This window comes from Aeromonas sp. 11P (assembly GCF_051920165.1).
Lineage (GTDB): Bacteria > Pseudomonadota > Gammaproteobacteria > Enterobacterales > Aeromonadaceae > Aeromonas > Aeromonas veronii.
Genome location: NZ_JBQBDJ010000004.1, coordinates 1,661,366 through 1,686,986, shown reverse-complemented (window position 1 = coordinate 1,686,986; position 25,621 = coordinate 1,661,366). Strand labels below are relative to the sequence as shown.

Annotated in this window: 21 protein-coding genes; 9 read left to right on the top strand and 12 right to left on the bottom strand. The window is 60.5% G+C overall.

All coding sequences use genetic code 11. The annotated features are described in order from the left end of the window. Window positions 1–45 precede the first annotated feature (45 nt). Complete coding sequence (locus ACTG1P_RS07670; protein ID WP_440000923.1) at window positions 46–1,998, top strand: cation:proton antiporter domain-containing protein; 1,953 nt, start codon at window positions 46–48, stop codon at window positions 1,996–1,998. 28 nt (window positions 1,999–2,026) lie between these two features. Here ACTG1P_RS07670 and ACTG1P_RS07665 read toward each other — a convergent pair whose 3' ends face one another. The 4 genes from ACTG1P_RS07665 to ACTG1P_RS07650 form a co-directional block, all read right to left on the bottom strand. After that, on the bottom strand, window positions 2,027–3,172 hold the full coding sequence (locus ACTG1P_RS07665; RefSeq protein WP_005347843.1) for a patatin-like phospholipase family protein: 1,146 nt from the start codon (window positions 3,170–3,172) through the stop codon (window positions 2,027–2,029). Between the two features lie 112 nt (window positions 3,173–3,284). After that, window positions 3,285–4,163 carry an alpha/beta hydrolase gene (locus tag ACTG1P_RS07660; protein WP_440000922.1) on the bottom strand — a complete coding sequence of 293 codons (879 nt, stop codon included), beginning with the start codon at window positions 4,161–4,163 and terminating at the stop codon, window positions 3,285–3,287. An 82-nt stretch (window positions 4,164–4,245) separates the two neighbouring features. Further along, a complete protein-coding gene (locus ACTG1P_RS07655; RefSeq protein WP_440000921.1) occupies window positions 4,246–4,842 on the bottom strand; it encodes a TetR/AcrR family transcriptional regulator in 597 nt (198 codons plus the stop codon). 113 nt (window positions 4,843–4,955) lie between these two features. Then, on the bottom strand, window positions 4,956–5,600 hold the full coding sequence (locus tag ACTG1P_RS07650; protein ID WP_005338467.1) for a response regulator: 645 nt from the start codon (window positions 5,598–5,600) through the stop codon (window positions 4,956–4,958). 170 nt (window positions 5,601–5,770) lie between these two features. Between ACTG1P_RS07650 and ACTG1P_RS07645 the strand changes: the two genes are divergently transcribed. Next, a complete protein-coding gene (locus ACTG1P_RS07645) occupies window positions 5,771–6,397 on the top strand; it encodes a glutathione S-transferase N-terminal domain-containing protein (RefSeq protein ID WP_440000920.1) in 627 nt (208 codons plus the stop codon). Window positions 6,398–6,472: 75 nt separating this feature from the next. On the opposite strand, the gene ACTG1P_RS07640 is transcribed toward ACTG1P_RS07645, so the two are convergent. From ACTG1P_RS07640 to ACTG1P_RS07620, 5 genes are all read right to left on the bottom strand, one after another. Further along, window positions 6,473–8,584, bottom strand: a complete 2,112-nt coding sequence (locus tag ACTG1P_RS07640; protein WP_440000919.1) for an alpha-amylase — start codon at window positions 8,582–8,584, stop codon at window positions 6,473–6,475. A gap of 228 nt (window positions 8,585–8,812) precedes the next feature. After that, entirely contained in the window at window positions 8,813–9,979 is a 1,167-nt protein-coding gene (locus tag ACTG1P_RS07635; protein ID WP_440000918.1) for a hypothetical protein, read from the bottom strand. Beyond that, a complete protein-coding gene (locus ACTG1P_RS07630) occupies window positions 9,979–10,350 on the bottom strand; it encodes a GtrA family protein (protein ID WP_005338463.1) in 372 nt (123 codons plus the stop codon). Before ACTG1P_RS07630 ends, ACTG1P_RS07635 begins: the two co-directional genes overlap by 1 nt. Continuing rightward, the gene (locus ACTG1P_RS07625) at window positions 10,347–11,366 is read right to left on the bottom strand and encodes a glycosyltransferase family 2 protein (RefSeq protein ID WP_075114161.1); all 1,020 of its coding nucleotides are present in this window, start codon (window positions 11,364–11,366) and stop codon (window positions 10,347–10,349) included. The genes ACTG1P_RS07630 and ACTG1P_RS07625 overlap by 4 nt, the downstream gene beginning before the upstream one ends. A 55-nt stretch (window positions 11,367–11,421) precedes the next feature. Beyond that, window positions 11,422–11,967, bottom strand: a complete 546-nt coding sequence (locus ACTG1P_RS07620; RefSeq protein WP_041202288.1) for a hypothetical protein — start codon at window positions 11,965–11,967, stop codon at window positions 11,422–11,424. Between the two features lie 316 nt (window positions 11,968–12,283). Here ACTG1P_RS07620 and ACTG1P_RS07615 point away from each other — a divergent pair, with 316 nt between their 5' ends. The 4 genes from ACTG1P_RS07615 to ACTG1P_RS07600 all read left to right on the top strand — a co-directional run bounded on the left by ACTG1P_RS07615 (window position 12,284) and on the right by ACTG1P_RS07600 (window position 15,634). Continuing rightward, window positions 12,284–13,048 (top strand): substrate-binding periplasmic protein, encoded by a 765-nt coding sequence (locus ACTG1P_RS07615; protein ID WP_440000917.1) that lies wholly within the window; start codon window positions 12,284–12,286, stop codon window positions 13,046–13,048. A 92-nt stretch (window positions 13,049–13,140) separates the two neighbouring features. Then, the gene (locus tag ACTG1P_RS07610; protein ID WP_440000916.1) at window positions 13,141–14,625 is read left to right on the top strand and encodes a L,D-transpeptidase family protein; all 1,485 of its coding nucleotides are present in this window, start codon (window positions 13,141–13,143) and stop codon (window positions 14,623–14,625) included. Between the two features lie 164 nt (window positions 14,626–14,789). Continuing rightward, complete coding sequence (locus ACTG1P_RS07605) at window positions 14,790–15,335, top strand: DUF882 domain-containing protein (RefSeq protein WP_139746499.1); 546 nt, start codon at window positions 14,790–14,792, stop codon at window positions 15,333–15,335. A gap of 47 nt (window positions 15,336–15,382) precedes the next feature. Further along, window positions 15,383–15,634: a DUF3862 domain-containing protein gene (locus ACTG1P_RS07600; RefSeq protein WP_199427500.1), complete on the top strand. Its 252-nt coding sequence runs from the start codon at window positions 15,383–15,385 to the stop codon at window positions 15,632–15,634. 85 nt (window positions 15,635–15,719) lie between these two features. Here the strand turns inward: ACTG1P_RS07600 and ACTG1P_RS07595 are convergent, their stop codons facing one another. Further along, window positions 15,720–16,334: a trimeric intracellular cation channel family protein gene (locus ACTG1P_RS07595; RefSeq protein WP_440000915.1), complete on the bottom strand. Its 615-nt coding sequence runs from the start codon at window positions 16,332–16,334 to the stop codon at window positions 15,720–15,722. 146 nt (window positions 16,335–16,480) lie between these two features. Then, window positions 16,481–17,245 (bottom strand): sulfate transporter CysZ, encoded by a 765-nt coding sequence (cysZ, locus tag ACTG1P_RS07590; protein ID WP_005338455.1) that lies wholly within the window; start codon window positions 17,243–17,245, stop codon window positions 16,481–16,483. A 213-nt stretch (window positions 17,246–17,458) separates the two neighbouring features. Between cysZ and ACTG1P_RS07585 the strand changes: the two genes are divergently transcribed. The 3 genes from ACTG1P_RS07585 (at window position 17,459) to ligA (ending at window position 24,123) form a co-directional block, all read left to right on the top strand. Further along, window positions 17,459–20,833 carry an AAA family ATPase gene (locus ACTG1P_RS07585; RefSeq protein WP_440000914.1) on the top strand — a complete coding sequence of 1,125 codons (3,375 nt, stop codon included), beginning with the start codon at window positions 17,459–17,461 and terminating at the stop codon, window positions 20,831–20,833. A gap of 15 nt (window positions 20,834–20,848) precedes the next feature. Next, window positions 20,849–22,018, top strand: a complete 1,170-nt coding sequence (gene zipA / locus ACTG1P_RS07580) for a cell division protein ZipA (RefSeq protein ID WP_440000913.1) — start codon at window positions 20,849–20,851, stop codon at window positions 22,016–22,018. Between the two features lie 98 nt (window positions 22,019–22,116). Beyond that, window positions 22,117–24,123 carry an NAD-dependent DNA ligase LigA gene (ligA, locus tag ACTG1P_RS07575; RefSeq protein WP_440000912.1) on the top strand — a complete coding sequence of 669 codons (2,007 nt, stop codon included), beginning with the start codon at window positions 22,117–22,119 and terminating at the stop codon, window positions 24,121–24,123. A gap of 82 nt (window positions 24,124–24,205) precedes the next feature. Here the strand turns inward: ligA and ACTG1P_RS07570 are convergent, their stop codons facing one another. After that, window positions 24,206–25,180, bottom strand: a complete 975-nt coding sequence (locus ACTG1P_RS07570) for an ABC transporter substrate-binding protein (protein WP_440000911.1) — start codon at window positions 25,178–25,180, stop codon at window positions 24,206–24,208. Window positions 25,181–25,621: the final 441 nt, after the last annotated feature.

Here is a 25,621-nt window from a genome sequence, read left to right as displayed (position 1 = left end):
CCAGATCGGCTGACTAAGCTTAAGTCGATAAAAGGAGAGGAAAATTTGTACACCGATCTGTTGATCCTGCTGTTCGCCGCCGTCCTGCTGGTGGCAACTTTCCGGCGCCTCGGCTTGCCGGTCATCCTTGCCTACCTGATTGCCGGCGTCTTGCTCGGCCCCCACGGGCTGGCGGTGATCACCGGCCAGTCGATCATGCAGACCATTGCCGAGCTGGGGATCGTTTTTCTAATGTTCTCGCTGGGGCTGGAGTTCTCCCTGCCGAAATTGCTGGCGATGCGCCGGTTGGTGCTGGGGGTCGGGATGTTGCAGGTGCTGCTCACGTCACTGCTCTTTTTCGCCATCGGCTGGTGGTGGGGGCTGGGTCTGGCCCAGTCGCTGGTGGTGGCGGGGACGTTGGCACTCTCCTCGACCGCTGTGGTGATCAAGCAGCTCGGCGAGCAGAAGCAGCTCCATACCCGCCGCGCCCAGCTGGGGGTGAGCGTGCTGCTGTTTCAGGATCTGGCGGTGGTGCCCCTGCTGGTGATGATCCCGATCCTCGCCCAGCCGGAAGTGCAGGGGAGCGCCCTAGCCGCCGAGATCGCCTGGGCCACCCTCAAGGGGCTGTTTGCTCTCTTCACTCTGCTGGCGGTGGGCAAGTGGTTTCTGCCGCTGCTGTTTCACGAGGTGGCGCGGGCCCGCTCCGATGAATTGTTCGTGCTGAGTGCCCTGTTGGTGGCGCTGCTCGCCGCGTTCATGACCCATTCGCTCGGGCTATCGATGGCGTTGGGGGCGTTTCTGGCGGGGATGATGCTGGGGGAGTCCCACTACCGTCATCAGCTGGAAGTGGACATCAAACCGTTTCGCGACGTGCTGATGGGGCTCTTTTTTATCACCATCGGCATGGCCATGGAGTGGGAGCTGGTGGCGCGGGCATGGTGGCAGGTGCTGATCTGCGTGGTGCTGCTGGTGCTGTGCAAATCCCTGCTGGTGCTGCTGGCCGGGCGGCTGATGGGGGAGCGCAAGCGCGACAGCATGGCAGCCGGTATCATGCTGAGTCAGGTGGGGGAGTTTGGCTTTGTGTTGCTGGCACTGGCGCTGCACCACGGCTTGCTGGATCAGCAACTGGTCTCCCTGCTGATCGGCATCGGCATCATCTCCATCGCCATGACCCCCTGGCTGGTGGCCCAGGCCCATTCGTTGGCTCGCAGCCTGACCGATCCGGCGCTGCTGACCCGCTCCGAAGTCGCCCAGTCGGGCCTGAGCAAAAACCAGCACGTCATCATTGCCGGGTTTGGCCGGGCGGGGCAGACCTGTGCCCGCTTTCTCAAGATAGAGGAGATCCCCTTTCTGGCCCTCGACCTTGACCCCGAGCGGGTGAGCGAGGCCAAGCTGGCGGGGGAGCAGGTGGCCTTCGGCGATGCCAGCCGCCGCGATATTCTACTGGCCGCCGGTCTGCTGCGGGCACGGCTGGTGATCATCACCTTCGATGACCGCAAGCGGGTGGAGGCGATGCTGGCGCTGATCCGCGAACTGGCGGGGGATCTCAAGGTGCTGGTGCGCACCTGGGATGACAGCTTTCTGGAGCAGTACAAGCAGGCAGGGGCGTTTGAGGTGATCCCTGAATCCCAGGAGGGGGCCCTGATGCTGGTCTCCCACCTGCTGCTCAACTGCGATATCCCCATCGGTCGGGTGATCCGCCGGATGGAGCTGGAGCGCAGCAGCCAGTATCGCTTCTTGCACGGCTTCTACTGGGGGGATCAGAGCGCCAGTAATCTGGAGGCAGATCAGCTGCTTGAACGTCTCCATCCGCTTTTGCTGCACGATCAGGCGTGGGCGGTAGGCCGTGAAGTGCGCGAGTTGCCGCTTGATGAGGTGCGGATAAAGGAGGTGCAGCGCGGGGATCTGAGTCTGGAGCCCAGACCCGAGCTGGTGCTGGCGGCTGGCGATCGGCTGATCCTGTTTGGAACCGTGGTGGCCATGGAGCAGGCGGAGCAGCGTTTGCTGGAGGGACGCTGAGTCCCCTCGCACTCATCGGCAGCCCCGTTTATTCCCGCTCTTTTGGTAGCCCTTCGATATCGAGGAAGGCGACGACTCTCTCCCGTTCCCTCAGAGTGTCCTGATAGCCCAGCTTGATCAGTTGCTGGCAATAACCCGGATAGAACATCAGAAAGCTCGCCAGACTGCTGGTCTCATCCCCCTTCACGCCCAGCACCCGCAACAGGCGGCGCAACTTTAGCGGCAGTTTGCGCAGGTAGGCCAGTGCGATGGTATCGAGATCCTGACTCGGTTTCAGCACGCAGGTCTCCACCCGTTTCAGCTTGAGGCGATTGCGCTCCCGCTCAGGGATAAGATCCAGAGTCTGGTTGATGCGCCACAGCCGCTCCAGATCGGAGTTGAGAGTGTCGGTAAAGACCGTATCGAGCAGATGGCTGGCGATATTGGAGCTGGTGAGATGGCCGTGGTGATGGGTCGGCGCCGAGTGGGCCGGCGGATCCAGGGTGATCAGCAGGATCCGCTCCGCCCCCAGATGGATGGCGGGGCTGAGCGGGCTCAGCTGGTGGATGGAACCGTCGCCGTAGAACTTCTCGCCAATCCGGGTGGCCGGAAAGACAAAGGGGAGCGCCGAGGAGGCTAGCAGATGCTCAGATGTAAGCACGGTGCGCACCCCGCGACGTCTGGCCCGCTCCCAAGGATGGTGGTCGGCCCGCCCCTGAAAGAAGGTGGTGGAGAGGCCGTCATCGTAATCTGACGCCGTGATGGCCAGCGCCTCCAGACTGCCGTAGAGGATGTTGTCATCAATGCGGTGATAGTCGATGAGTTGATCCAGCAGGCGGTGCAGCGGCGCGTTGTCAAAGAGGTGAAAGGCGTGGTTGGTGTGGGGATTGATCAGCCCTGCCGACCCCTCGTACATCAGCCGCCACAGCAGGCGACCGGGATGAAAATCGAAGATGTGGTGGGTCTCGAAGCGGCGCCAGACCCACTCCAGCTTGCGCACCCCCAGATGGAAGCAGGAGGCGTAGCAGGCCAGTGCGGTGACATTGATTGCCCCCGCCGAGGTGCCACACAGGATGGGAAAAGGGATGCCGAGATTGCGCGGGTAGAGCTCCGCAATCGCCTTGAGGGCGCCGACCTGATAGGCGGCGCGAGCACCGCCACCGGTGAGCAACAACGCTGTATTGGGTCTGGCCATATGCTGGCGCCTTATCGTGTTCTGACAAGAATGTTCCCACTGACAAGTTAACTATAAGGCGCTGTATCAAATATAAAAACGGGCGCTCGCCCGTTTTTTTCATGGCCCCATGTCAAAGGGCGCGGTGAGGATTTTCCGGCCGTGCCAGCTGATCAAAGGCGGCGAATACCGGAGCGCTGGCGAGGATGCGACCGTGGCCCAGTCCCCGGGTGCTCACCAGCTGGGTATGACCATCCTGACTGGCCCGCAAGGAATCGCCGTGCGGGGCAAACCTGTCCTCCTCGTCGTGCACTATCATCGCCGCGCCGCTGCGACTGGCGAGGCGACCCAGCGGATCGACCGTGCTCAAGGGGTGCTGGTACTCCTGCTCAATCTCCTTGACCACCGCATCGAACAGTCGGATGGAGTAGCCGGAGCGTGCCACCATGCCGTAGAGCTGGGGCACATAGTCGAGCACCGGCGAAATCAACAGCAGCGGCAGGGTATCGATACCCGGCTGACGGCTGGAGAGGGTGACGGCGCCTCCCATGCTGTGGGCGATGACCCCGTGCAGCGGGCCTACTTCGCTGGCAAGCTTGGTTGCCAGCTCGTCGAAGGCGCGCACGAAACGGGGCAGGTGGCCTGTGTTGCCTGCGCTCTGGCCGTGGGCCGGATGATCGTAGGCAATGGCGGTGAAACCCTGCGCGGCGATATGGCTCATCAGCGGATAGAACTGGCTGGCGCTGCCGGACCAGCCGTGCATCAGTAGCCACAGTGGCCCCTGACCGAGCCGATAGCTCATCAGCGTCCCTTCGCTGGTATGGACGGCCTGCTTCACCAGGCCCGCTGGCTCGTGGCCATCCCGCTGGTTGCGCTGGGGGGTGAGCAGCAACTTGCTGGCGGTGCGCTTGGCATGGGTGGGGGCGAGTCTGTGGTGTAACCGGGTACCGATCCCCAGCAGCCATTTGCTCGGGCTGAAGCGGCGGGTGTTGAAGTAGATCTTGCTGCTCATGGTCATCCTGTGGTTTTTATGTGCGAACGGTCGTGCTATTTTGTCGGTTTTTAAAAATTCGTGTTGAACGGATGCCAAAACATCAGCGCCAGCTGCTCAGCAGAGCGTCCACTTCGGGCCAGAAGTGGCGGGCCGGATCCTGACACAGTTCGAGATCGTTGAACACCTGATCCGCCAGATAGAGGCCATAGAGGCGATAAACGGCGCGCCAGGGATCCATCTCCTGTCGCCACTCGCCTGCGGCCTGACCCTGCACCACCTGACGGGCCAGATAGTCAAGCCAGAAGCGCACCAGTTGCCGTGCTGCTTGTTGTACCTGGCTCTTTTGCTCATGGCCATCCTGCACCGAGGTCCAGGCGTCGAGAAACATGCAGCGTCCGGCGAAGCAGTGGTTCCACGCCTGCCAGGCGCGCAGCAGGGCGATCAGCTTGTCGTGCTGGCTATGGTGCTCCTGCTGACGTACCGGCTGGATCACTCGCAGTCGGAACACTTCGGCGGCGTACTCCAGCACGGCGATCTGCAGATTGTCTCGGGATTGAAAGTGGGCAAACAGGCCGCTTTTCGACATCTCGCAGGCGCTGGCCAGCGAGCCAATGGTCAGGCTCTCCAGCCCTTGCTGGCTCGCCTGCTCGAAGGCAGTCTGCAAAATGTTTTCCCGGGTCAGGCGCCCCTTGCTCATCACTCTCTCCTCGTTGGTGCTGGCAGCATAAAGTACGATCGTGCTAATTGTCGAGCAACAAATAGCCAGCATGGCTGGCTATGTCGTCTCCCGCGTGTCACTGCGCGCGGGGGTCAGCTCTCCTTGATATCGAGCTGTTGCAGGGCGATAACCGCCTGAGTTCGGTTCTTGACGCCCAGTTTTCTGAAGATGGCGGTGATATGCGCCTTGATGGTGGCTTCGGAGACGTTGAGCTCCCAGGCGATCTGCTTGTTGAGGCTGCCGTCGCGCAGCATGATCAGTACCTTGTATTGCTGGGGGGTGAGGCTGGCCAGCTTGCTGGCGAAATCGGGGCCATCTTCCGATTCAGGATGGAGCGAGATGCCTTCCGGCACCCAGTTATCCCCCCCGATCACCGTATTGAGGGCATTGACCAGCTCCTTCATCGGCACCGATTTGGGAATGAAGCCGAGCGCCCCGAGCCGCAACACCTGCTGGATGATGGCCGCATCTTCCGAGGCGGAGACCACCACGATGGGCAGGTCGGGATATTGGCCGCGCAGGTGGGCCAGCCCCTCGAAGCCATTGGCTCCCGGCATCTTGAGATCGAGCAGCAACAGGTCAACTTCGGGGTGTTCGCCGAGCAGGCTGGTCAGGCTGTCGATGGAGTCCGCTTCCAGCAATTGAGCGTCGTTGATGGCCATGTGCACCGCTTGGTAAAGGGCGCCCCGAAACAGGGGGTGGTCATCTGCGATGACGATGGTAAATTGGCTGTCCATATTTCGGTTAATGGCTCACATTGTTGCTAACTGATTGTTTTGAAAAATCAAACTAGCATCGCTCACCAAGAGGGTCAAACCCGCGGGTGCGCAAATGTGAAGCGACCATCGGATGTTTTGCCATCAGGGCAGATCGGCCGGTCGCAGGCAACTCATGCAGGAGGCAACAGATGGGATCCTTGGTATTGGCGGTGGGCACCGGCTCCACCTGGGCGATGCGGGCGGCACTGGTGCTCGCCATGAGCGGGCTGACGTGGCAGGAGCAGGTGTTCGATCTGGAGGATGCCAAGTCGCTGGCGCGGCTCAAGCGGCTGGCACCGGCCGGTCTGGTGCCCTGGCTCGAACACGATGGCGTGCGGGTTCACGACTCGCTGGCCATCGCCGAATATGTTCACGAGCTCTGTCCCGACCGCCAGCTCTATCCTGTTTCGCTGGCCGAGCGGGCACTGGCTCGCAGCCTCTGCGCCGAGTTGCACGCGGGATTTCGGCAGATCCGTTCCCTGCTCCCCTTCTTTCTTGGGGCGCCAACCCGTATCGATCCCCCGGTGGAGGCGGTCGGTGAGCTGGCCCGTTTGCAGGGGATCTGGTCGCAGACGCGGGGCCCCTTCTACTTTGGCGAGGCGGGCATTGTCGATGCCTTCTATGCGGTGATGGCCTATCGGCTGGCCAGCTACGGCATCCTGTTGCCCGGTCAGGCGGGAGTCTATCAGCAGGCGCTGCTCTCTTGGCCTCTGTGGCAGGAGATGTTGGTCAAGGCGCGGCTGCAGTGGCCGGTGGCGGCGCGCCAGTCACAGTGAGCCTTGGCAGATAGATAAACGAGAGAGGGGAGCCAGTGGCTCCCCTCTCTGTTGCTGGTATATATGGCCCAAGAGTTACTTCTGCCGACCGGCAAAGACCACCACCACCTTGTCATCCCCCTTCTCCCGCACGAAGGCGTAGGGGGCATCCGAGAGTTTCTGGTGGCTGCCTGCCGCAATGGCCGGATGGGCGGCGCGGAACTGGCCCAGTTGCTGCCAGTGCTTGACCAGCTCAGCCTTGTCTCCGCTGGCCAGCTCCTGCCAGTTCATGTCCGAGCGCAAGCCTTGATCGAACACCCCGCCATCCTTGGCCAGCCCGCGGCCGGACTCGTCGCCGTAGTAAAGCTGGATGCCGCCTGGCAGCAGCATAAAGTTGTTGGCGACCCGGCGCTGTAGCGGCACATCCTGATAGTCGCCAAAGAACAGCTTGGTGTCGTGGGAGCTGATGTAGCTCAGCACATTGAACTCGGGATCCTGATTGATGCGGCTGGCGTAGCTGGCATAGGTGGGCTCGGCGCTGGCCATGCACTGGGCCTGGGGCAGGGCGAACTCGCGCTGATAGTCGAAGTTGATCAGGGAATCGAAACCGTTCTGATACCAGAAATCCTTGGCGACCCCGTGATCCCACACCTCGCCCACCATGTAGAAGGGCAGATCGTCGAGGGCCTTGCCCGGGTTGTTGGTCTTCCACTCCTTGAGCGCAGCGGTGCCCGCCTGCTTGAGCTTGGCCCACACCTCGGGCTCCAGATGTTTGACGGTGTCAGCGCGGAAGCCGTCGATGCCAAAGCGGCGCACCCAGTCGGTGTGCCAGGCAATGAGATAGTCACTCACGGTAGTGTCGGGTAGCGCCTTGGCGAGGGTATCTTTTTTCGCCGCCAGCAACGGCGGCAGCCCTACCGGTTTGGCCGATTTGGTCAGAAAGTCCGGCAGCCCCGCCACCGAGCCGGTGACATCGTCGGTGCCCGGCTGCGGGTAGCCGGGCAGACCGGCGCGCACCCAGTCACCACTCCACCACTTGTTCCACGCGGGTGATTGATAGTCGATGAACTGGTTGTAGCCATGCCAGTTAAGGCCGCCGCTCGGGCGCCACTGGTTCCAAACGGTCGGCAGTTTGCCGCTGTTCTGGGTCAGTTCGGTGAGCCCCAGATCTTGCAGATCGGCGAGGGTGGCATAACCGGCGTGGTTCATCACCACGTCGAGGATGATCCGCATGCCGCGCTTGTGGGCCTCATCCACCAGGGTTTTCAGACTCTCTTCATCGCCGTAGTTGGGGTCAATCTTGGTGAAGTCGAGCGCCCAGTAGCCGTGGTAGGCGTAGAAGGGGAAGTTGCCCTGCTCGCCGCCACCAATGAAGCCGTGAACCTGCTCCACCATGGGGGTGATCCAGATGGCGTTCATGCCGAGGCTCTTGATGTAGTCGAGCTTCTCGGTCAGCCCCTTGAAGTCACCGCCATGCCAAGTGGCTACCTCATCCTGACCATCCTTCTGGCGGCCGAAGCTGTGGTCGTTGGCGGGGTCGCCGTTGTTGAAGCGGTCGGTCAGCAGGAAATAGACGCTCGCCTGATCCCAGTTGAACGGTGCTGGCTTGGCTGCGTTGACAGACTCGAGCAGCAGCAGGCCTCCGCTCTCTTTGCTCGGGGTCAGGGTCAGTTTGCCCTGTTTGACCACCGCCTCCTGTTTTGAGTAGGCATCCCTCAGTCGGGTGCCGTCGGGCCAGACCCCTTTGAGCGACACCGTGACCGGGCCGCCATCCCAGCTGATGCAGGGCTCTTGTGGTGGCTGGCGCTTGAACTCGCTCTTCTTGGTCGCCCGCAACACCTTGAGGCTGGGGGTATCCGGGTTGAAGGTGAACTGATACTCCCCGGCCAGCATCACCCGCAGGGTAAAGCTCTGATCCTTGCTGCATTTGTCCATGGGTTGGGCGGTGCCGAAGGGGAGTGGCTTGCTCTCGCTCGGGCCAAAGCTGGTACCGCAACTGTTGTCTGCGTCGCTGATGCGGATCTGGTGGCTCCCCTTGGCAAGGGGATGGGTCAGCTCCACCGTGCCCTTGTCCAGCGCGATCGGGGCCGCTACCGGTTGACCATCCACATAGAGGCGAACCTCGGGGGCGGCCATCGCCTGTTGGATGAACAGAGGGGCGGCCAGCAGGGCAAGCCAGAGAGGGGATAAGTGATGAGCACGACGCATAAGCCATTCCTTGAGCAGGGCAGTTCGGACAAGGGCCCATTCTAGGAGCAGCAAAGAGTGCCTTGGATCGGCAAAATGCCGATTTGTGACATCAGTTCAAATGGTTACGTTTTCAAGCAGAGGAAAGTGTGATGGAGGGTGGGTGGGATGCTCTGTCGATATAAATGGCGCCTATAAAAAATGCCGGTCAGGTGACCGGCATTTGGTGTATCAGGCATCGTCGTCACATCAGACGGTGAAGAACTTGAAGTTGACGAAGGCCACCGCGATGAAGGAGGCAACCATACCGCTGATACAGAGCACTGCTGGGCGGATGGCGGGCCAGCGATGGGTCAGCAGAATGATGGCCAGCAGGGTCGGGTAGAGCCCGAACATATAGCGCGGCATGGCGTTGAGGCCGGTCATCAGCGGGATGGTGCAGCAGATGAACATCAGGGTCGCTTCAGCCCAGCGCTTCTGGCTGAACAGGTAGCCGTTCAGGCACCAGCCGAAGATCACCATGATGGAGAGGTAAGCCTTGCGGCCGCCCAGCTCGAAACCGCTTAGCCACCAGTCCAGCGGGCTGTCCATATAGCGACCCCAAGCCACCTGAATGTGCTTGAAGGCAAAGGCATCGCCGGTCAGGTGATAGAGGTAGACCATGTAGGCAAACAGGCCAAAGGGGATCATCCAGAGAGTGAACACCACCTTAAAGGCGCGCTCGGTAAAGCGGAAAAATTCACGCCAGCCGTAAGCCTGCAGCGCCAGGATCAGCACCGGGAAGACCATCATCACCCCCAGGTTGCGGGTGGCGGAGATACAGACCCCCAGCACGGCCACCATCAGCCACTGCTCCCGATAGGCGAACAGGAACATCCCCAGCATCAGTGCCATAAAGGTCGACTCGGTATAACCGGAGACGAAGTAGGCGGAGAAGGGGGAGAAGGCGAGCAGCCATACGCCGAAGCGGGCGGTATCGTCACCCAGTTTGAGCTGACGCAGCACCAGCAGCATCAGCGGCAGGCTGGCGAAGAAGGAGGCGTTGGCCACAATGATGAGGCCGATCAGGCTCTCCACATTGAGCAGGTTGGAGATGGCACCGGAGACCATCGGGTAGAGCGGCATAAAGGCCCAGTTGGCCGCATTGCCCTTGCTCAGCCAGCGCGGGTAGAGGTCGTAGCCGTTCTCGATAATGCGCTGGAACCAGACGCAGTCGAACTGACAATAGGCCTGCAGCGGACCGATATCGGGGGAGCCGTAGAGCTGGACACCGAAGTAACCCATGCCATACAGCGCCACCCGGCTCAGCATGAAGGCGGCGATGATCATCAGCCAGTCACGGCCGCTGATACGCAGTGACGGGCGATAGGGGAGTGCAGCCCCGGTTAGCGGGGCAGTATTGGTCATATCATTCATCAGGCAAAAACCCAGACGCGAGAGAGAACGTAAGTGAGGACGGTAACGGTCAGGGTGGCGATGACCACCGGCAGCAGACCGGAGAGCCCCGCAAACAGCAGGCCGCTCAGGATCAGGTTACGCACCGCCAGCGAGAAGAGGGCGACCAGCAGAAACTTGCTGGCGGCTCCCTGCTTCTGGAAGGTGATGTAGCGGTGACCAAAGAAGGAGAACCAGAACGCGATGGCAAAGGCCAGCGTGGTAACCAGGTGCTCCGAGATGGTAGGCCAGGTATGAAACAGTGCGATGGAGGTGCCAAGGTCGACGAGGGTGGCCCCCCCGCCGACAAAACCGAAACGTACCAGCCGCCAGAATTCCTCGCGGGATATCATTGAGGCGCTTGCTCCTGCTGCTCTTGCGGGTGGTTGTCAGCGCTCTGCGGTTTGGCCGCATCCTGCTTGGCATACTGGCCATAGACCCCTTCAATGAGGTAGACCGGGCGCTGTTTCACTTCCACGAACATGCGGCCGATGTATTCGCCGATGATGCCGAGCGACAGCAGCTGGATACCACCGAGGAACAGCACTACGGACATCAGGGAGGCGTAACCGGGCACATCGATGCCGAAGAAGACCACCTGGGTCACGATCTTGAGGATGTAGAGGAAGGCGACGAAGGAGACGCCGACACCCACATAGCTCCAGACCCGCAGCGGCCAGCTGGAGAAGCTGAGCAGACCGTCGAGGGCGAAGTTCCACAGTTTCCAGTAGTTGAACTTGGTTTCACCGGCGTGACGGGCCGGGCGCTCGTAGGGGACGCCAACGGCACGGAAACCGGCCCAGGCAAACAGACCCTTCATGAAGCGGTTGCGCTCCGGCAGCAGCTTGATCGCCTCGACCACGCGACGGTCGATCAGGCGGAAGTCACCGGCGTTCTCCGGCAGCTTGGTGCTGGTGGAGAGGGCGTTGAAGAAGCGGTAGAAGCCACCGGCCGTCACGCGTTTCATCGGGGTATCGGCGCTGCGATCGACGCGGATGCCGTAGACGGTGTCATAGTCACCGGTCTGCCACAGTTTGACGAACTCCAGGATCAGGGCGGGCGGGTCTTGCAGATCCACGTCCATCGGCACGATGGCATCCCCTTTGGCCTGATGCAGACCGGCGGTCAGGGCCGCCTCTTTACCGAAGTTACGCGCCAGGTTGACCAGGGTCACGCGCGGGTCGCGGGCGATGGCCTGCTCGACCACTTCACGGGTGCGGTCACGGCTGCCATCGTTGACGAATACAATTTCAAGCTGGTCTTTCAGCGGGGCCAGTTCGTTGTCTATCGCGTTGATGAAGGCATCGATGCTCTCTTCCTCGTTGTAAACGGGAACGACCAGAGAGAGTCGAAAATCTGGATGCGACATAAGAACGTCCTTATTTGGGATAGTTGTTTTTATAAAACGGTATTCGGGGCAAGGATCACTGGGCTACGGTCAAACGTACCGACTGCACATTGATGGGGGTCGGTGCCGAGAGTGCCAGAAAATTGGGGCGCTTGGGATCTGCCGTGAGTGAGTCACCGGGCAGACTGAGGCGGATTTCGTTGATACCCGCCTTGGCCAGTTTCACCGTGGTAGTGAAGTCGTGACCCAGTGCCACTTTCAACAGGGCACCGGCTTCCGGGCTGTTGATGCGGGCTTGTACGGTAAGCTGATCCGGATTGGCCGCCTGCTTGGGCAGCACAAAGTAGAGACCGCCCTGACCGCTGAGCAGGGTGCCTTCATCGCTCGGCTTCTTGGCCCAGCCTTCGCTGGAGAGGAAGCGGCTCGGCTTGGTCAGATTGAGCTCGTTACCCGGCTGATAGGTCATGCTGGAGTTGTGTTCCCAGAAGCGGGTCTTGCCTTCCAGATAATAGAGTTTGTAGGCCAGGCTCACGTTGGGGTGAGCAGCCAGATAGAGGGTGTAAAGATAAAAACCGCTTAACGCCAGAATGGCAGTCAAAAAACCGAACTTTTTGTACGTCATATCACTCTCTATGCCTGACAGAATGGGTAGGCCGATGTCGCGCATATGCTAATCCAATTGCAAAAAAAGCATAGTGGATCACAAAAAAATATTTGGTCACATATTAACCCCTTTTTACCCCTGTTCCAAACGTTGCTGTTTCCCGGTTAAACAGGTCTGGCGGGGCGCAGGTTGCCAGTGGCGCTCCGGCAGGGCGTTGGGCAAATAGACGTGCTTTGCTGCGTCATTTTCTAGCGGATGCGATAGTCATCTGGCCTCTATCGCCATTTTGCAGGGGGCGATTTATGATGACTCACCTATTCGTCAAGGATGACCTATGAAGTGGCTCTCCCTCTCTCTGCTGCTTGGATTATGGGCGCCAATGGCATTGGCCAAGGCCCTGTGTCCCGAGCCTATTCAGGTCGGTTACGATAACTGGCCCCCCTACCATTATTACGAAGCCGATTCACCGCAACAGGTGCGCGGTTATGCCGCCGAGGTGCTGACGGCTGTGCTCACTTCCATGCACTGCAAGGTCAACTATGTGGAGTTGCCCTGGAAGCGGGTACTTCACGAAATGGAGTATGGTGAGATAGACATGGCGATGGAAGCGAACATCAATGATGAGCGCGCCCGTTATGCCTGGTTTTCCGACTCCTACAACCCGGGGCGCACCTTGCTGTGGGTCCGCAAGGGCAGCCACTACCCCGAGCAGGATTTGGCGAGCTGGCTGGCCAGTGGTTACTCCCTCGGTGTCACCAAAGAGTACTTCTATGGTGATGAAGTGATGTCGCTGCTCGCTCGCTATGCCAAACAGGTGAGTGCGGTGAGCGACCAGCAGAATTATGAGAAGCTGGCCCGCGGGCGGATCGACGGTTTCCTCGGTGACATGCTGGCTACCCCCAGCGCCCTCAACAAGGAGGGGATGAGCGGTCAGTTCACCAGCCACCCCATGGTGGTATCTGAATCGCCGAGCTTCTTTATGTTGGGCAAGCGCAGCTTTTCGCCGCAGTTTTTGCAACAATTCAATCAGGCGTTGGCGCGGTTCAAGGAGACAGATGCGTATGACATTATCTGGCAGCGTTATGCCCCCGGGCGCTAGCAAAGTATTGGCCGTTCACGCATCATGAGCGGCCTGAGCATCAGGTCTGCTTGTCAGTCCTGACAGAGTGAACAAACCGTTTTGAGGTACCCATGGGGATGAAGTATTGGCTGGCCCTTGCCAATCTGGTGTGGCTGGGATGTTTGCCCGCTGGCGCGGTACATGCGACCGAAGCACAAGTCGTGGTGGCGGCCAGTGAAACCGGACACGACTGGTATCAGGGCAGTCAGGCCGAACAGGCCCGTGTCGAGCTGGAGCTGCAGTTGCAAGAGGCTGTGCTGGCCCAGCTGCACCCCGATTTTTTCACGCTTTGGAAGCGCCTGCAGGCCACTCCTGCAGACAAGCGTGGCGCCATCTATGACGACATTTTTACCAAGCTGAGCCGTTTCCAGCACGCCTGGCGGGGGATGGATCTGGTTTCTCGCGAGCAGATGAAGACCCTCAAGCTCGATTTGAACCGCCCTGTGGTGACCCAGCCCAGCGATGATGACCTGCTCACCCAGGTACAATCCCTGCGCCCTCAGGTGGCGGAATACGAGGCGGTGCGGGCCAAAGTGCACAAACTGCTGGCGATGCCGATGGCCAGCAAGTGGCCGACCCTTGATATGCCGACCCTGCGTGCCGGAGAGAGCTCCGCCGAGCTCGGCCAAATCCGCGCCATGCTCAACGAGCTGGGCGACAGCGCCCCGAGCCATGGTGATCAGATTTACGATGGTGATACCGAGCAGGCCATCAAACAGTTCCAGCGTCGTCACGGTCTCACCGCGGACGGCATCATCGGCCGTCAGACCCGCTCCTGGCTCAATACCGGCCCGCAAGTGCGCGCCAGCCTGCTGCTGCGCAACCTGTGGCGTCGCGATCTGGTGGATCAACTCGCCGGTGGCCGCTACGTGCTGGTCAATATTCCCGACTACCGCCTGAGCGTGGTGGAGTCCGGCAACGAGGTGTTTACCAGCCGGGTCATCGTCGGCAAGGAGCAGCGGGCCACCCCCATTCTGGCCAGCGAAATTCGTTCCATCGTGCTCAACCCCTCCTGGCATGTGCCGCGCTCCATCCTGAGCAAGGACATCCTGCCCAAGCTGGGTCGCGATCCCGCCTATCTGAGTCGCGAGCAGTTCGAGGTGATCGACAGCGAGGGCAATCCGGTCCAGTTCACCGAAGAGGGGTGGCATCAGGCGCTGGCCGCCGGTTTCCCCTATCGCCTGCGGCAAAAGCCGGGGGATCACAACGCCCTGGGGCGCTACAAGTTCTACCTGCCCAACAATGACGCCATCTATCTGCACTCCACCCCGCGCAAGGCGCTGTTCGAGCAGGGGGCGCGCGCTTTCAGTTCGGGCTGCATCCGGGTGGAACATGCGGACGATCTGGCCGAGCTGTTGTTGGCGGACTCCCGCTATCAGCCGGACAAGGTGGCCAATATCCTCAAGGAGAGCCAGACCAAATGGTTGCCGCTCACCACGCCGATCCCGGTCTTTACCGTCTACTGGAGCAGCTGGATCGACGAAAATGGTCGCCAGCAACTGCGTAACGACATCTACGGATTTGATCGGGTCAGCTTCCAGAGCCGCCTGCTGTGATCCCTGCTACAGAGTGAAAAGCCCGGCCTGTGCCGGGCTTTTCTATGGGCGATTGAGGTTTGACAGGGCCCCCCGCCGGAGGGTAGTTTCAAGCGCCTGTATCACATTCATTCAGTGATCTTATTCAACTATTTTCGCTTGAATCTGCGATGGACGAACCCCTTATGCTGGAACAAGAGATAAGTCGACGTCGCCTGTTGTTGGGAGCCGGTTGCCTGCTGGGCAGCTCGCTGATCTCCTTCCCTGCACTGGCCAGCCGCAGTACCACCGGGCGTGAACTCAGTTTCTTCAATCTCAATACCGGCGAGCGGGTGCGCGCCAGCTATTGGGAGAATGGCCACTATCTGAGCGACGGGTTGGCCGAGCTCAACCACATCTTCCGCGATTACCGGCGAAATGAAGTGTTCAACATCGACAAGAAGCTGTTTGATCAGTTGTTTCTGTTGCAGCACAAGCTGGGCCGGCGCAGCGAAATCCAGCTGATCTCCGGCTATCGCGCCCCGGTGACCAATCGTCAGAAGCGCCACAAGAGCCGCGGCGTGGCCAAGCACAGCTACCACACCTTGGGGCAGGCGGTGGATGTGCGGATCCCCGGCGTACAGCTGGCCCATCTGCGCAAGGCGGCGCTCCAGCTCAAGGTAGGTGGGGTTGGTTACTATCCCCGTGATAACTTCGTTCACCTCGATACCGGCCCGGTGCGCAGCTGGTAAAGGGGTTGGCAAACTGCCAAGCTCTTCCCACCAGAGAGGAGATAGCGATGAAAAAGATAGTGATTTGCGGCCTGATCGCCCTGTTGTTGACCGGTTGCAGCAAGCTCAACCGTGAAAATTACAACCAGTTGAAGATGGGGATGAGTTACGCCGAGGCCAGCACCATTCTGGGCAAGGCGGAGCGTTGTGATGATGCCTTGGGCACTACCAGCTGCCTCTGGGGCGGGGAAGGGAAGAACATCAAGATCCGTTTTATCGCCGACAAGGCGACCTTCTTCAGCTCGGAAGGGATTAACTGAGTCGCAGAACGTCCATGAAAAAAGCGCCACTCGGGCGCTTTTTTGTTGCTCGCAATCTAACCCGCTTCGCCAGAAGCTGGCGTACTCAATGGGTCGCGTACTGGTAGTTGAAAGTGGGCAGACCCCACTTGAAGCGTACCGCCAGCAGCCGCAGCACAAAGCCGATTCCGATGGAACCGAACGCGGCCCAGTTGGTCGGCAAGCCCTGATCCAGCGCCAGACAGTAGAGGGCTGCGGTGATCAGCGAAATGGCTGCATAGAGCTCGCGACGAAATACCAGTGGAATGCGCTGGCAGAACAGATCCCGCAGCACCCCGCCAAAGACCCCGGTCACTACCGCCATGATGCAGGCAATACCGGCGCCGTGGCCCATATCCAGCGCCCGGGCCGCACCGAAGATGGAGAAGACCACCAGTCCCAGGGCATCGAGGGCCATGAACAGCTTGCCGAGGTAGCGCATCAGGGGGGCAGAGACCACACCCGCCATCGCAGCTGCCGCAACCAGCAGTACATATTCCGGATGTTCAATCCAGAGCAGCGGATAGTGGCCGAGCAGCACATCGCGGATGGTGCCACCACCGATGGCCGTCGCCGAGGCGATGATCACCACACCAAACAGATCCATCCGTCGCCGACCCGCGGCCAGCGCGCCGGTCATCCCTTCGGCCACCAGGCCCACCAAGAAGAGTGCATGTAACATGAGATATCCCAGGGAACGAGAAAGGCCAGAATCCTACCAACTCGTGTCATATGGGACAAGCTATCGAATGCATGCATTAATTTAATTCATGCTAAATGCGAAAAAGGCACCGTTTCGGGTGCCTTTTTCTAATCAATGTTCAAGGGTTAGCGCCCCAACTGCTCCTGCCGGTAGTGATCGACCCACATGGCGGTGGCGCCACAGATGGCTACTGGCATCACGAAGAGGTTCACCACCGGAATGGCGGAGAAGAGGGTCACCAGAGCGCCGAAGCTGAGGCACTTGCCGCGGCGCTGCTTCAAGGCATCGCGCATGGTGATGAAGTCGATCTTGTGGTTGTCGAAGGGATAATCCACATACTGGATCGCCATCATCCAGGCGCTGAACAGGAACCAGAGCACAGGCGCCAGGGTCTGGCCCACCACAGGGATCAGAAACAGGATCAGGCAGCCAATGGCCTTGGGCAGGTAATACTTCAGCTTGGTCCATTCGCGGCCGAAGGTGCGTGGCACATCCTTGACGATATCCAGCATGCCGCTGTCATTGGCGGGCTGGCCGGTGAGGATCTGCTCGACTTTCTCCGCCAGCAGGCCGTTGAAGGGGGCGGCTACCCAGTTGGCAACCGAGCTGAAGATAAAGGAGAAGACCACCAGTATGGTGATGAGGGCGATGGGCCACAGCAGATAGTCCAGCCAGTCGAGCCAGGCGGGGATCTGCTGATGGAGCCAGGCGAACAGGCCGTCCAGTTGCAGCAGCAGGGCATAGAAGGCCCCGGCAAACAGCACGAAGTTGACCAGCAGGGGGATCAGCACAAAGGTGCGGATGCCCGGTTGGCGAATGAGGGAAAAACCGCGCAGAAAGTAGTCTGCACCGCTGATTGAATCTTTGACCATATGGGGTGATTGGCTCATGTGAGCTCCATCTATGCATGGGAGAACTGCCAGCATATTACAAACAAGCCTTTGATTTGGTAAAGTCGCCGACTATTCCTTATTTCGTGCCGTGGAGACCAAAAATCGGGCATGAATGGGGATGATGCCTGCATATTACAAACAAAGCCGGGTCTGGATTTGGTAAAGTCACCTGCCCGCATCCTCTTTATTTAGCCACTGATACAGGTCGCCATGCGTCTGAAACTGATCAAACTCGCCGGCTTCAAGTCGTTCGTCGAGCCGACCCGCATCGAACTGTCGGCAGACATGACTGCCGTGGTGGGCCCCAACGGCTGTGGCAAATCCAACGTCATCGACGCGGTGCGCTGGGTGCTGGGGGAGAGCTCAGCCCGCCATCTGCGCGGCGAGAACATGACCGATGTTATCTTCAACGGCTCTATCAATCGCAGTGCACACGGGCGCGCCTCGGTCGAGCTGGTGTTCGACAATCCCCATAACCGGGTGCCCGGCGAGTTCGGCCGCTTTACCGAGATCTCGGTGCGCCGCGAAGTGCTGCGCGACGGCTCCAACCACTATCAGATCAACGGCCAGAAGTGCCGCCGCAAGGATGTGACCGACCTCTTCCTCGGCACCGGTCTTGGCCCTCGCAGCTACGCCATCATCGAGCAGGGCACTGTCAGCCGACTGGTGGAGTCGCGTCCGGCCGATCTCAAGCTCTTTATGGAAGAGGCCGCCGGGGTTTCCCGCTACAAGGAGCGGCGCCGCGAGACCGAGCAGCGCATTCGCCACACCCAGGAAAATCTGGAGCGCCTCGGCGATATTCGCGGCGAGCTGGGCTCGCGCCTTGACCACCTCAAAGCCCAGGCCGAAACAGCCGAGCGCTACAAACAGCTCAAGAGTCGTTCGCGCGCTGCTCGTGCCGAGCTGATTGGCTCCGAGTTGTGGGCGCTGGAGACGCGCCTTGGCGAGGCCAAAACCGAACTGGCGCAGGCCGAGCAGGCGCTGGCGGCGCTCGATGCCAAGCGCACCGCCGATGAGGGGCGCCACGTCACCCTGTCGGTCGCCAGACAAGAGGCGCAAGCCGAGCTGGCGAGCCGTCAGCAACAGATTTTTCTCGGTGGGCAGGCTATCGCCCGCCTCGAACAACAGCAACTGCACCAGAGTGAACTGGGGCGCGACTGGCAGGCCCGTGCAGAGGCGCTGGGCGAACGGATCGCCACCCGCAAGGCGCAGCTTGCCAGCCAGCAGGATCAACTGACCGAAGGGGTATTGCGCGCCGAGCAGGAGAGCGCCCGGCTGGAGCAGTGTGAGCAGTTGCTCACCGAGCAGCAGGAGGCCCGCCAGCACGCCAGCGAGCAGCTGGAACAGGCCCGCTTGCGCCAGCAGCAGTGGCAGCAACAGTTGGCCGGGTTGCAGGGCCAGCTCAACCAGACTCGTACCCGGTTGGGTGGCTTGCAGGAGTTGCAAGCCAAGACCCGGTTGGCCCGCCTCAAGCTGGAAGATGAACGCGCTGGCCCCCTCGGCGCTGAGAACGATGACCTGCAACCGGCCCTCGATGCCCTGAGTGGTGAGCTGGAGCTGACGCGGGCTGCCAATGGCGAGCTGATCGAGCAGCTGGCGCAGGCGGTCGACGCCCATGAACAACTCAAGCAGCAGCATGGCCAGCAGTTGAGCCTGCAGCGGGAGTTGGAGGCGCGGCTGGCGACCCTGGATCAGATCCTCGGCGAACAGATGGAGGGGGCGACTCTGGCCGACCGGTTGCAGGTGGCCCCCGAGTGGGCACCGGCACTCGACAAGGTGCTGGGTCGCTGGCTCACCGCAACGCCGGCGGACGAGTGCAATCTGGCGCAAGAGGGGCTCTGGATTGGCCCGGCGCAACCGGCGGTTGCCGGTACGCTGGCGGCGCAACTGGGTGGTGAGCATATTCCTGCCTTCCTCAACGCCATCTGGCTGGTGGAGAGCCGGGAAGCCGCATTGGCCCGCCAGCCAAGCCTTGCGGCCGGTGAGTCGGTACTGACTCCTGCTGGCGACTGGCTGGGGCCAAACTGGGCCGATCTGGGGCAGGGCGCGGCGCTCGGCACCATGGCGCTGCTCGGTGAGCGTGAGCGGTTGCATACCGAACAGGAGAAGGTGGCCGCGGGGCTGGCACAGCTGAGCGAGCAACTTGTCGCAGCCGATGCCCGGCGCGCCCAGCTTGCCAGCGCGCAGGAGTTGTCGCAGCGAACCTTGCGCGAGCAGGAGCAGAAATGGCAACAACTGCGCGAAGCCTGGAGCCTGCAACAGGGTCAGCGGCAGGAGCGGTTGCAGCGGCTCGGTCAGCTCGGCGAAGAGCTGATCCGGCTCGATCAGGAGCAGGCCGAAGAGGCAGAGCGACTGGCCAGCACCCGTGAACAACTGGAACTCGATGAGGCACGCCTTGCCGAGTTGCAGGAGCAGGGGGAGCCGCTGACGCAAGGGTTGCAGCTCGCTCAGGAGCAGCTGACCCGCAGCGAGCGGGCGGTCGACGAGGCCCGTGTGCGCCGTGAGCAGCAACAAGCGGCCTGCCAGCGTTTGCAACTGGAGTTGGGCAATCTGCGCCAACTCATTACCTTGGGCGAAGAGGAGTTGGCGAGGCTTGGGCTGGAGCTGGCCGGGCTGAAAGGGCCGGATAGTGAAGCTGTGCCGGATCTGGCGCCCCTGCTGGCCGAGCAGCGCAATCTTGAGGCGCAGCAGCTCGCCTGCCATCAACGGCTTGCGGAGCTGGAGCGCCAGCTTGGTGAGCTGGAGCAGGCCAGAAGTGCCGATCACAAGCAGTTGGTGACGTTGCAAGAGAAGCTGGCAACCCTGCGTCTTGAGCGCGAACGCAACCTCACCCGTCGACAGGGGTTGCATGAGCAGTTTGAAGAGCTGGGGGTTCGACTGGTGGATCTCGATCAGGCGGTGTTGATCGCAGCTGATCGCGGCAAGCTGCGGCAGGAGATCCAGACTCTGGAGGCGCAAGTGGAGGCGCTCGGCGCCATCAACCTGGCGGCGCTGGAGGAGTACGAAGAGGCGAAAACCCGGGCAACCTATCTTGAAAATCAGTGCCAGGATCTCGAGCAAGCGCTGGAAACCTTGAGCCAAGCCATTAAAAGAATTGATAAAGAGACACAAATACGGTTCCGGGACACTTTCGATAAGGTCAACGAAGATTTAAAATCCCTGTTTCCAAAAGTGTTCGGTGGGGGCAGTGCCTGGCTTGAGCTCACCTCCGATGATCTTTTGGAGGCCGGAGTGAGCATCATGGCGAGACCTCCGGGTAAGAAGAATGCTACCATTGCCCTGCTTTCCGGGGGGGAGAAGGCGTTAACCGCGCTTGCGCTGGTTTTTGCCATCTTCAGACTCAACCCAGCACCTTTTTGTCTGCTGGATGAGGTGGATGCACCGCTCGATGAAGTGAACGTCGGTCGCTTCTGTTCTCTTGTCAAAGAGATGTCGAGCACAGTACAGTTCGTTTACATCAGTCATAATAAGGTCTCCATGGAGATGGCTGAGCAGCTGGTTGGCGTCACGATGCAAGAGCCCGGGGTTTCTCGCATTGTGTCGGTCGATATCGGTGAAGCCGTCGCTTTGGCTGAGCAAAACTAGAAAGAGAAGCAGCTAATGCAGGAATTGCGTTACATCTTGGTTGCCCTGGGCGGTATTGCTATTGCGGCATTGCTCATTCACGGGTTGTGGAGCAACAAAAAGAATCGTCAGGCACCGATCAAAGAGAAACCGATTGGACGGATGGACTCCAAGTCGCGGGATCGTGATAACGACGCCTTCGACAGCGATGGCATCGGCCAGGTACGTGTGGTCAGTGGTGGCCGTCGTGCCGAGCCCAAGCTGCGCAGTGAAGAGAGCCGCCAGCCGGAACTCGGTCGTCGCCCTGCCGTCCCCGCCTTTGATGATGAAGATGACGAGGACGATCTGCCGCCGCCCGTAGTGCGCAAGCCTGCTGCCCGCCCGGTTCCACCGCCTCCTGTCTATGAAGAGGAGGAAGCGTTCGACGAACCGCAGCCCGAGGAGATCGACGAGGCGCCCGCCGCGCCGGTGCGCAAACCAGCTCAGGTCAATCGTCGTACCCCGGTCTACCGTTCCCGTCCCCAGCGTGAGCCCATGATGCAGTCGCTGGACGACGAGCCGCTGGTCGAGCCCGTTTACGCGACCGCCCCGACTTTTGGTGCCCGTGCCGAGACAGTCCGTACCGCCGACACCGTTCGTGCCGAACCGGTGCGTGCACCCGAGCCGGATTATCAGCCGCAGCCCCGTCATGTGGCTCCCGAGCCTGTTTATGAAGAGCCGGTCTATGTGGCACCTGCTCCGGTGGTTGAAGAGCCGCGCATGGCGCCCCAACCGGTCGAGAAGATCTGGCAGGATGTCTATGTCATTAACCTGATGGGCCGTCCGGGTCACGACTTGCAAGGTGCAACCCTGCTCTCGTCCCTGATGGCGCTGGGCTTCAAGTTTGGCGAGATGGATATTTTCCACCGTCACGAAGATCCCAATGGCAAGGGTGAAGTGCTCTTCTCCATGATCAACATGGTCAAGCCAGGCACTTTCAACCCGTACCGGATGGAACAGTTCACCACGCCGGGTGTCTCCCTGTTCATGCAACTGCCGCTGCGCAGCAATGCCGCGTTTGCCTTCGAGGATATGCTGCAGGCTGCCGATCAGCTGGCCAGCGATCTCGATGCCATGCTGACAGATATGGATCGCAGCCCGCTGAGCGACGAGACCATTGCCCGTTACCGTCACGAGCTGGCTGCCTACGAGGCCAGCCGCGACTAATACGCCATGCGGGTCGAGTGAAGAAAAATGCGGTACCCTGGTACCGCATTTTTGTTTCTACCCCGGCCGTATGTTCAATCACACTTCGAGACTTTTTCATGAGCGACAACCTCTCCCGCCACCGTCAATTGTGTGAACTGCTTACCGAATATGGTCACCAGTACTATGTGCTGGATAACCCCACAGTGCCGGATGCCGAATACGATCGCCTGATGCGCGAACTGATTGCGCTGGAGGCCGAGAATCCCGAGCTGAAAACCCCGGCGTCACCCAGCGTGCGGGTCGGTGGCCAGCCGCTGACGGCGTTCAGTCAGGTGCGTCATGAGATCCCCATGCTCAGTCTGGATAACGTCTTTAGCAGTGACGAGCTGCTGGCGTTTGAACAACGGATGAGCGATCGCCTCAAGCGTGACGTGCGTTTCACCTTCTGCTGCGAGCCCAAGCTCGATGGCTTAGCGGTGAGCCTGCTCTATGTAAATGGTCAGCTGGTGCAGGCGGCCACCCGGGGCGATGGCGCTACCGGTGAGGAGATCACCGAGAACGTGCGTACCATCAAGGCCATTCCGCTCGCATTGCGGGGCTCTGGCTGGCCCGATCGGCTGGAGGTGCGTGGCGAAGTCTTTATGCCCAAGGCCGGTTTTGAGGCGATGAACGCCAAGGCGCTGGCAGCGGGCGAGAAGGTGTTCGTCAACCCGCGCAACGCCGCCGCCGGCAGCCTGCGTCAACTCGATTCACGCATCACCGCCAGCCGCCCCCTGAGCTTTTACGCTTACGGTGTCGGTGTTGGCGGCGAGCTGCTCGGTGACTCTCACTTTGGTCGCCTCAATCAGCTCAAGGAGTGGGGGCTGCCGCTTAGTCCCGAGGTGAAGCTCAAAGAGGGGGCCGCCGGTTGTCAGGCGTTCCACGACGACATTCTGGCCCGTCGTGGCGAGCTCCCTTATGAGATCGACGGCGTGGTCTACAAGGTCGATGCCATCCCCCTGCAGGAAGAGCTGGGCTTTGTGGCCCGCGCCCCGCGCTGGGCGACCGCCCACAAGTTCCCGGCGCAAGAAGAGATGACAGAGCTTGAGAACGTCGAGTTTCAGGTCGGCCGCACCGGCGCCGTGACCCCGGTCGCCAAGCTTAAACCTGTGTTTGTCGGCGGCGTGACCGTCTCCAACGCCACCTTGCACAATGCTGACGAGATTGAGCGCCTCGGCGTGATGATTGGCGATACCGTGATCGTGCGCCGGGCAGGGGATGTGATCCCGCAGATCGTCGCCGTGGTGGAGGCGCAGCGCCCAAGCGATGCCCGCGCGATCCTCTTCCCGACCGAATGTCCTGTCTGTGGTTCTGCGGTGGAGCGGCTGGAAGGGGAAGCGGTTGCCCGCTGCTCCGGCGGCCTGTTCTGCGAGGCGCAGCGCAAGGAGGCGATCAAGCACTTCGCCGCCCGTCGCGCCATGGATGTGGACGGCCTTGGCGACAAGATTGTCGAGCAGCTGGTAGACAAGGAGCTAGTGAAGACTCCCGCTGATCTCTTCAGCCTCAACGCCATCCAGCTGGCCGGTCTTGAGCGGATGGGGCAAAAATCGGCCCTCAATCTGGTAGCCGCCATCGATGTTGCGCGCAGTACCACCTTGCCGCGCTTCCTGTTTGCTCTGGGGATCCGCGAAGTAGGGGAGGCGACTGCGCTCAACCTTGCCAACCACTTCCTCACCCTGGATGCCCTGCGCGCAGCTTCGGTGGAGCAACTGCTCGAAGTGGCCGACGTGGGCGATGTGGTGGCCAAGCATGTCTACTACTTCTTACGTCAGCCGCACAACGTGGAGGTGCTGGAAGCCTTGCTGGCTGCCGGCATCCACTGGCCGGCCATCGAGAAGAAAGAGGCCGCGGAGCAACCCTTTGCCGGCAAGACCTTCGTGCTGACCGGCACCCTGACCACCTTGTCGCGCAACGACGCCAAGGCGGCATTGCAGACGCTGGGGGCCAAGGTGGCGGGTTCGGTATCTGCCAAGACCGATGTGCTGGTCGCGGGGGAAGCTGCCGGTTCCAAGCTGACCAAGGCGCAGGAGCTCGGCATTACCATCTGGACCGAAGAGGAGCTGCAACAGGCGTTGCAGGGCTGATAGCCCTCACCAAGCCTGCTAACCGCAACACCCGATAAAAGAGAACCCGGCATGGCCGGGTTCTCTTTTTTTGTTTGGGTGGTCACTCACGCCAGAGGATCTTGTGGCGCCATTTGTCGGGCACGGTGAGCTGCCAGCGGGCCAGCTCGCTCTTGCTGAAGACATATTCGCCGCGCAGGGCCGCGCGCGGGGAGATGGTACGGGGCAGGGTGCCCGCCAGTATGGTGTTGATGAGGCTGGCTGCCTGTATCCCCTGATCGTGGCCGTCCAGCACCAGTCCGCCGATGGCCATCCCCTTGCCGACGGTAAATTCCCAGAAACAGAAGAGCGGCACCGGCGTGTTGGCACTGGTCCACTCCAGCACAGTCTTTTCGCTCACATGCTTGCCATTGTCATCGACCAGCGTGTGGTAGAGGCCGAGGAAGATTGCCTGATAGCCGTTCTTCCTGGCGTTGAGCACCGCCTCCTGCCAGAGGCTGTAATCCCCCATCAGCTGGCTGTTGATCCGGGTCTGACCGACCCGCAGCTCGGTCTGGGTCTTGAATTCATCCTCGATGGCGGTGAGGGCCACATTGCTGGAATCAAACAGCACCAGTGCCTTGTCGAGCCCCCCCATCATCTGGCTTATTTCGCTGATGTTGCGCTTGAGCAGGGGGCGCTCCAGCACGCCGGTGATCTTGATGTGGCCGACAAAGCCCTTGAGGCGCGGATTCTCGTTCATGCCAAGAAATACCACCGGGGTACCCAGCGAGGCTATCTCGTTGGCCAGATAGTTGATGGCGTTGTCATCCCCCAGTACTACCAGATCCGGTTTGCTCTTCAGATAAAAGGCGATGGCTTGCTGGGCTATTTCGTCGAACTTCTCCCGTGGATGGCGTTTGGTGTCCATATAGAAGTGGGTGATCTTGTGCTCCCCCTGCAAGCCATCGAGCAGCCCTTTGTTGTAGCTTTGGTCCCACAGGTATTCGGGATGGTAGCTGCTGATCACCAGAATGTTGGCAGCCCAGAGCGGCAGTGAGAGGGTTGATAGCAGTAGCAACAGCAGGGAGGTGCGCATGGGTTGTCCCTTGTCGAGGGGGAGAGAGTTCTTGTTCAGTATGGGCGGTTTTGGTTGGCGCTGTCATCTCGAAACCGGTGCGGCGGGGGGCGATTTTTTTCGGGTGGGCGGATCGGACGCCAGCCCGCACCCCGCTTGATGTTGGATTTGAATGGGGCTCTTTTTGGTTGGTCGTGAACTGTCCCGCTCGCTGAAAAACCTGTTCTGGATCAAGAAATGAGGCTTCGCTTTGGTGCCTAATAGACACCACATATAGGGATGCATTCGTTTTTAATCCCTATATGTTGTGTTATTAAGCTGTGTATAAGCTGTTCCCTTCCTATCTTCAGCCCAGGCTTGTCAAGCCTCGGCTGAATTTATTTGCGTCCAGGACGAGATGCCGGGAGGGGGGCCCAACAAGGGTGAGCCAGAGGCAAATGCCTGGCCTTTTAACGGGGAAAA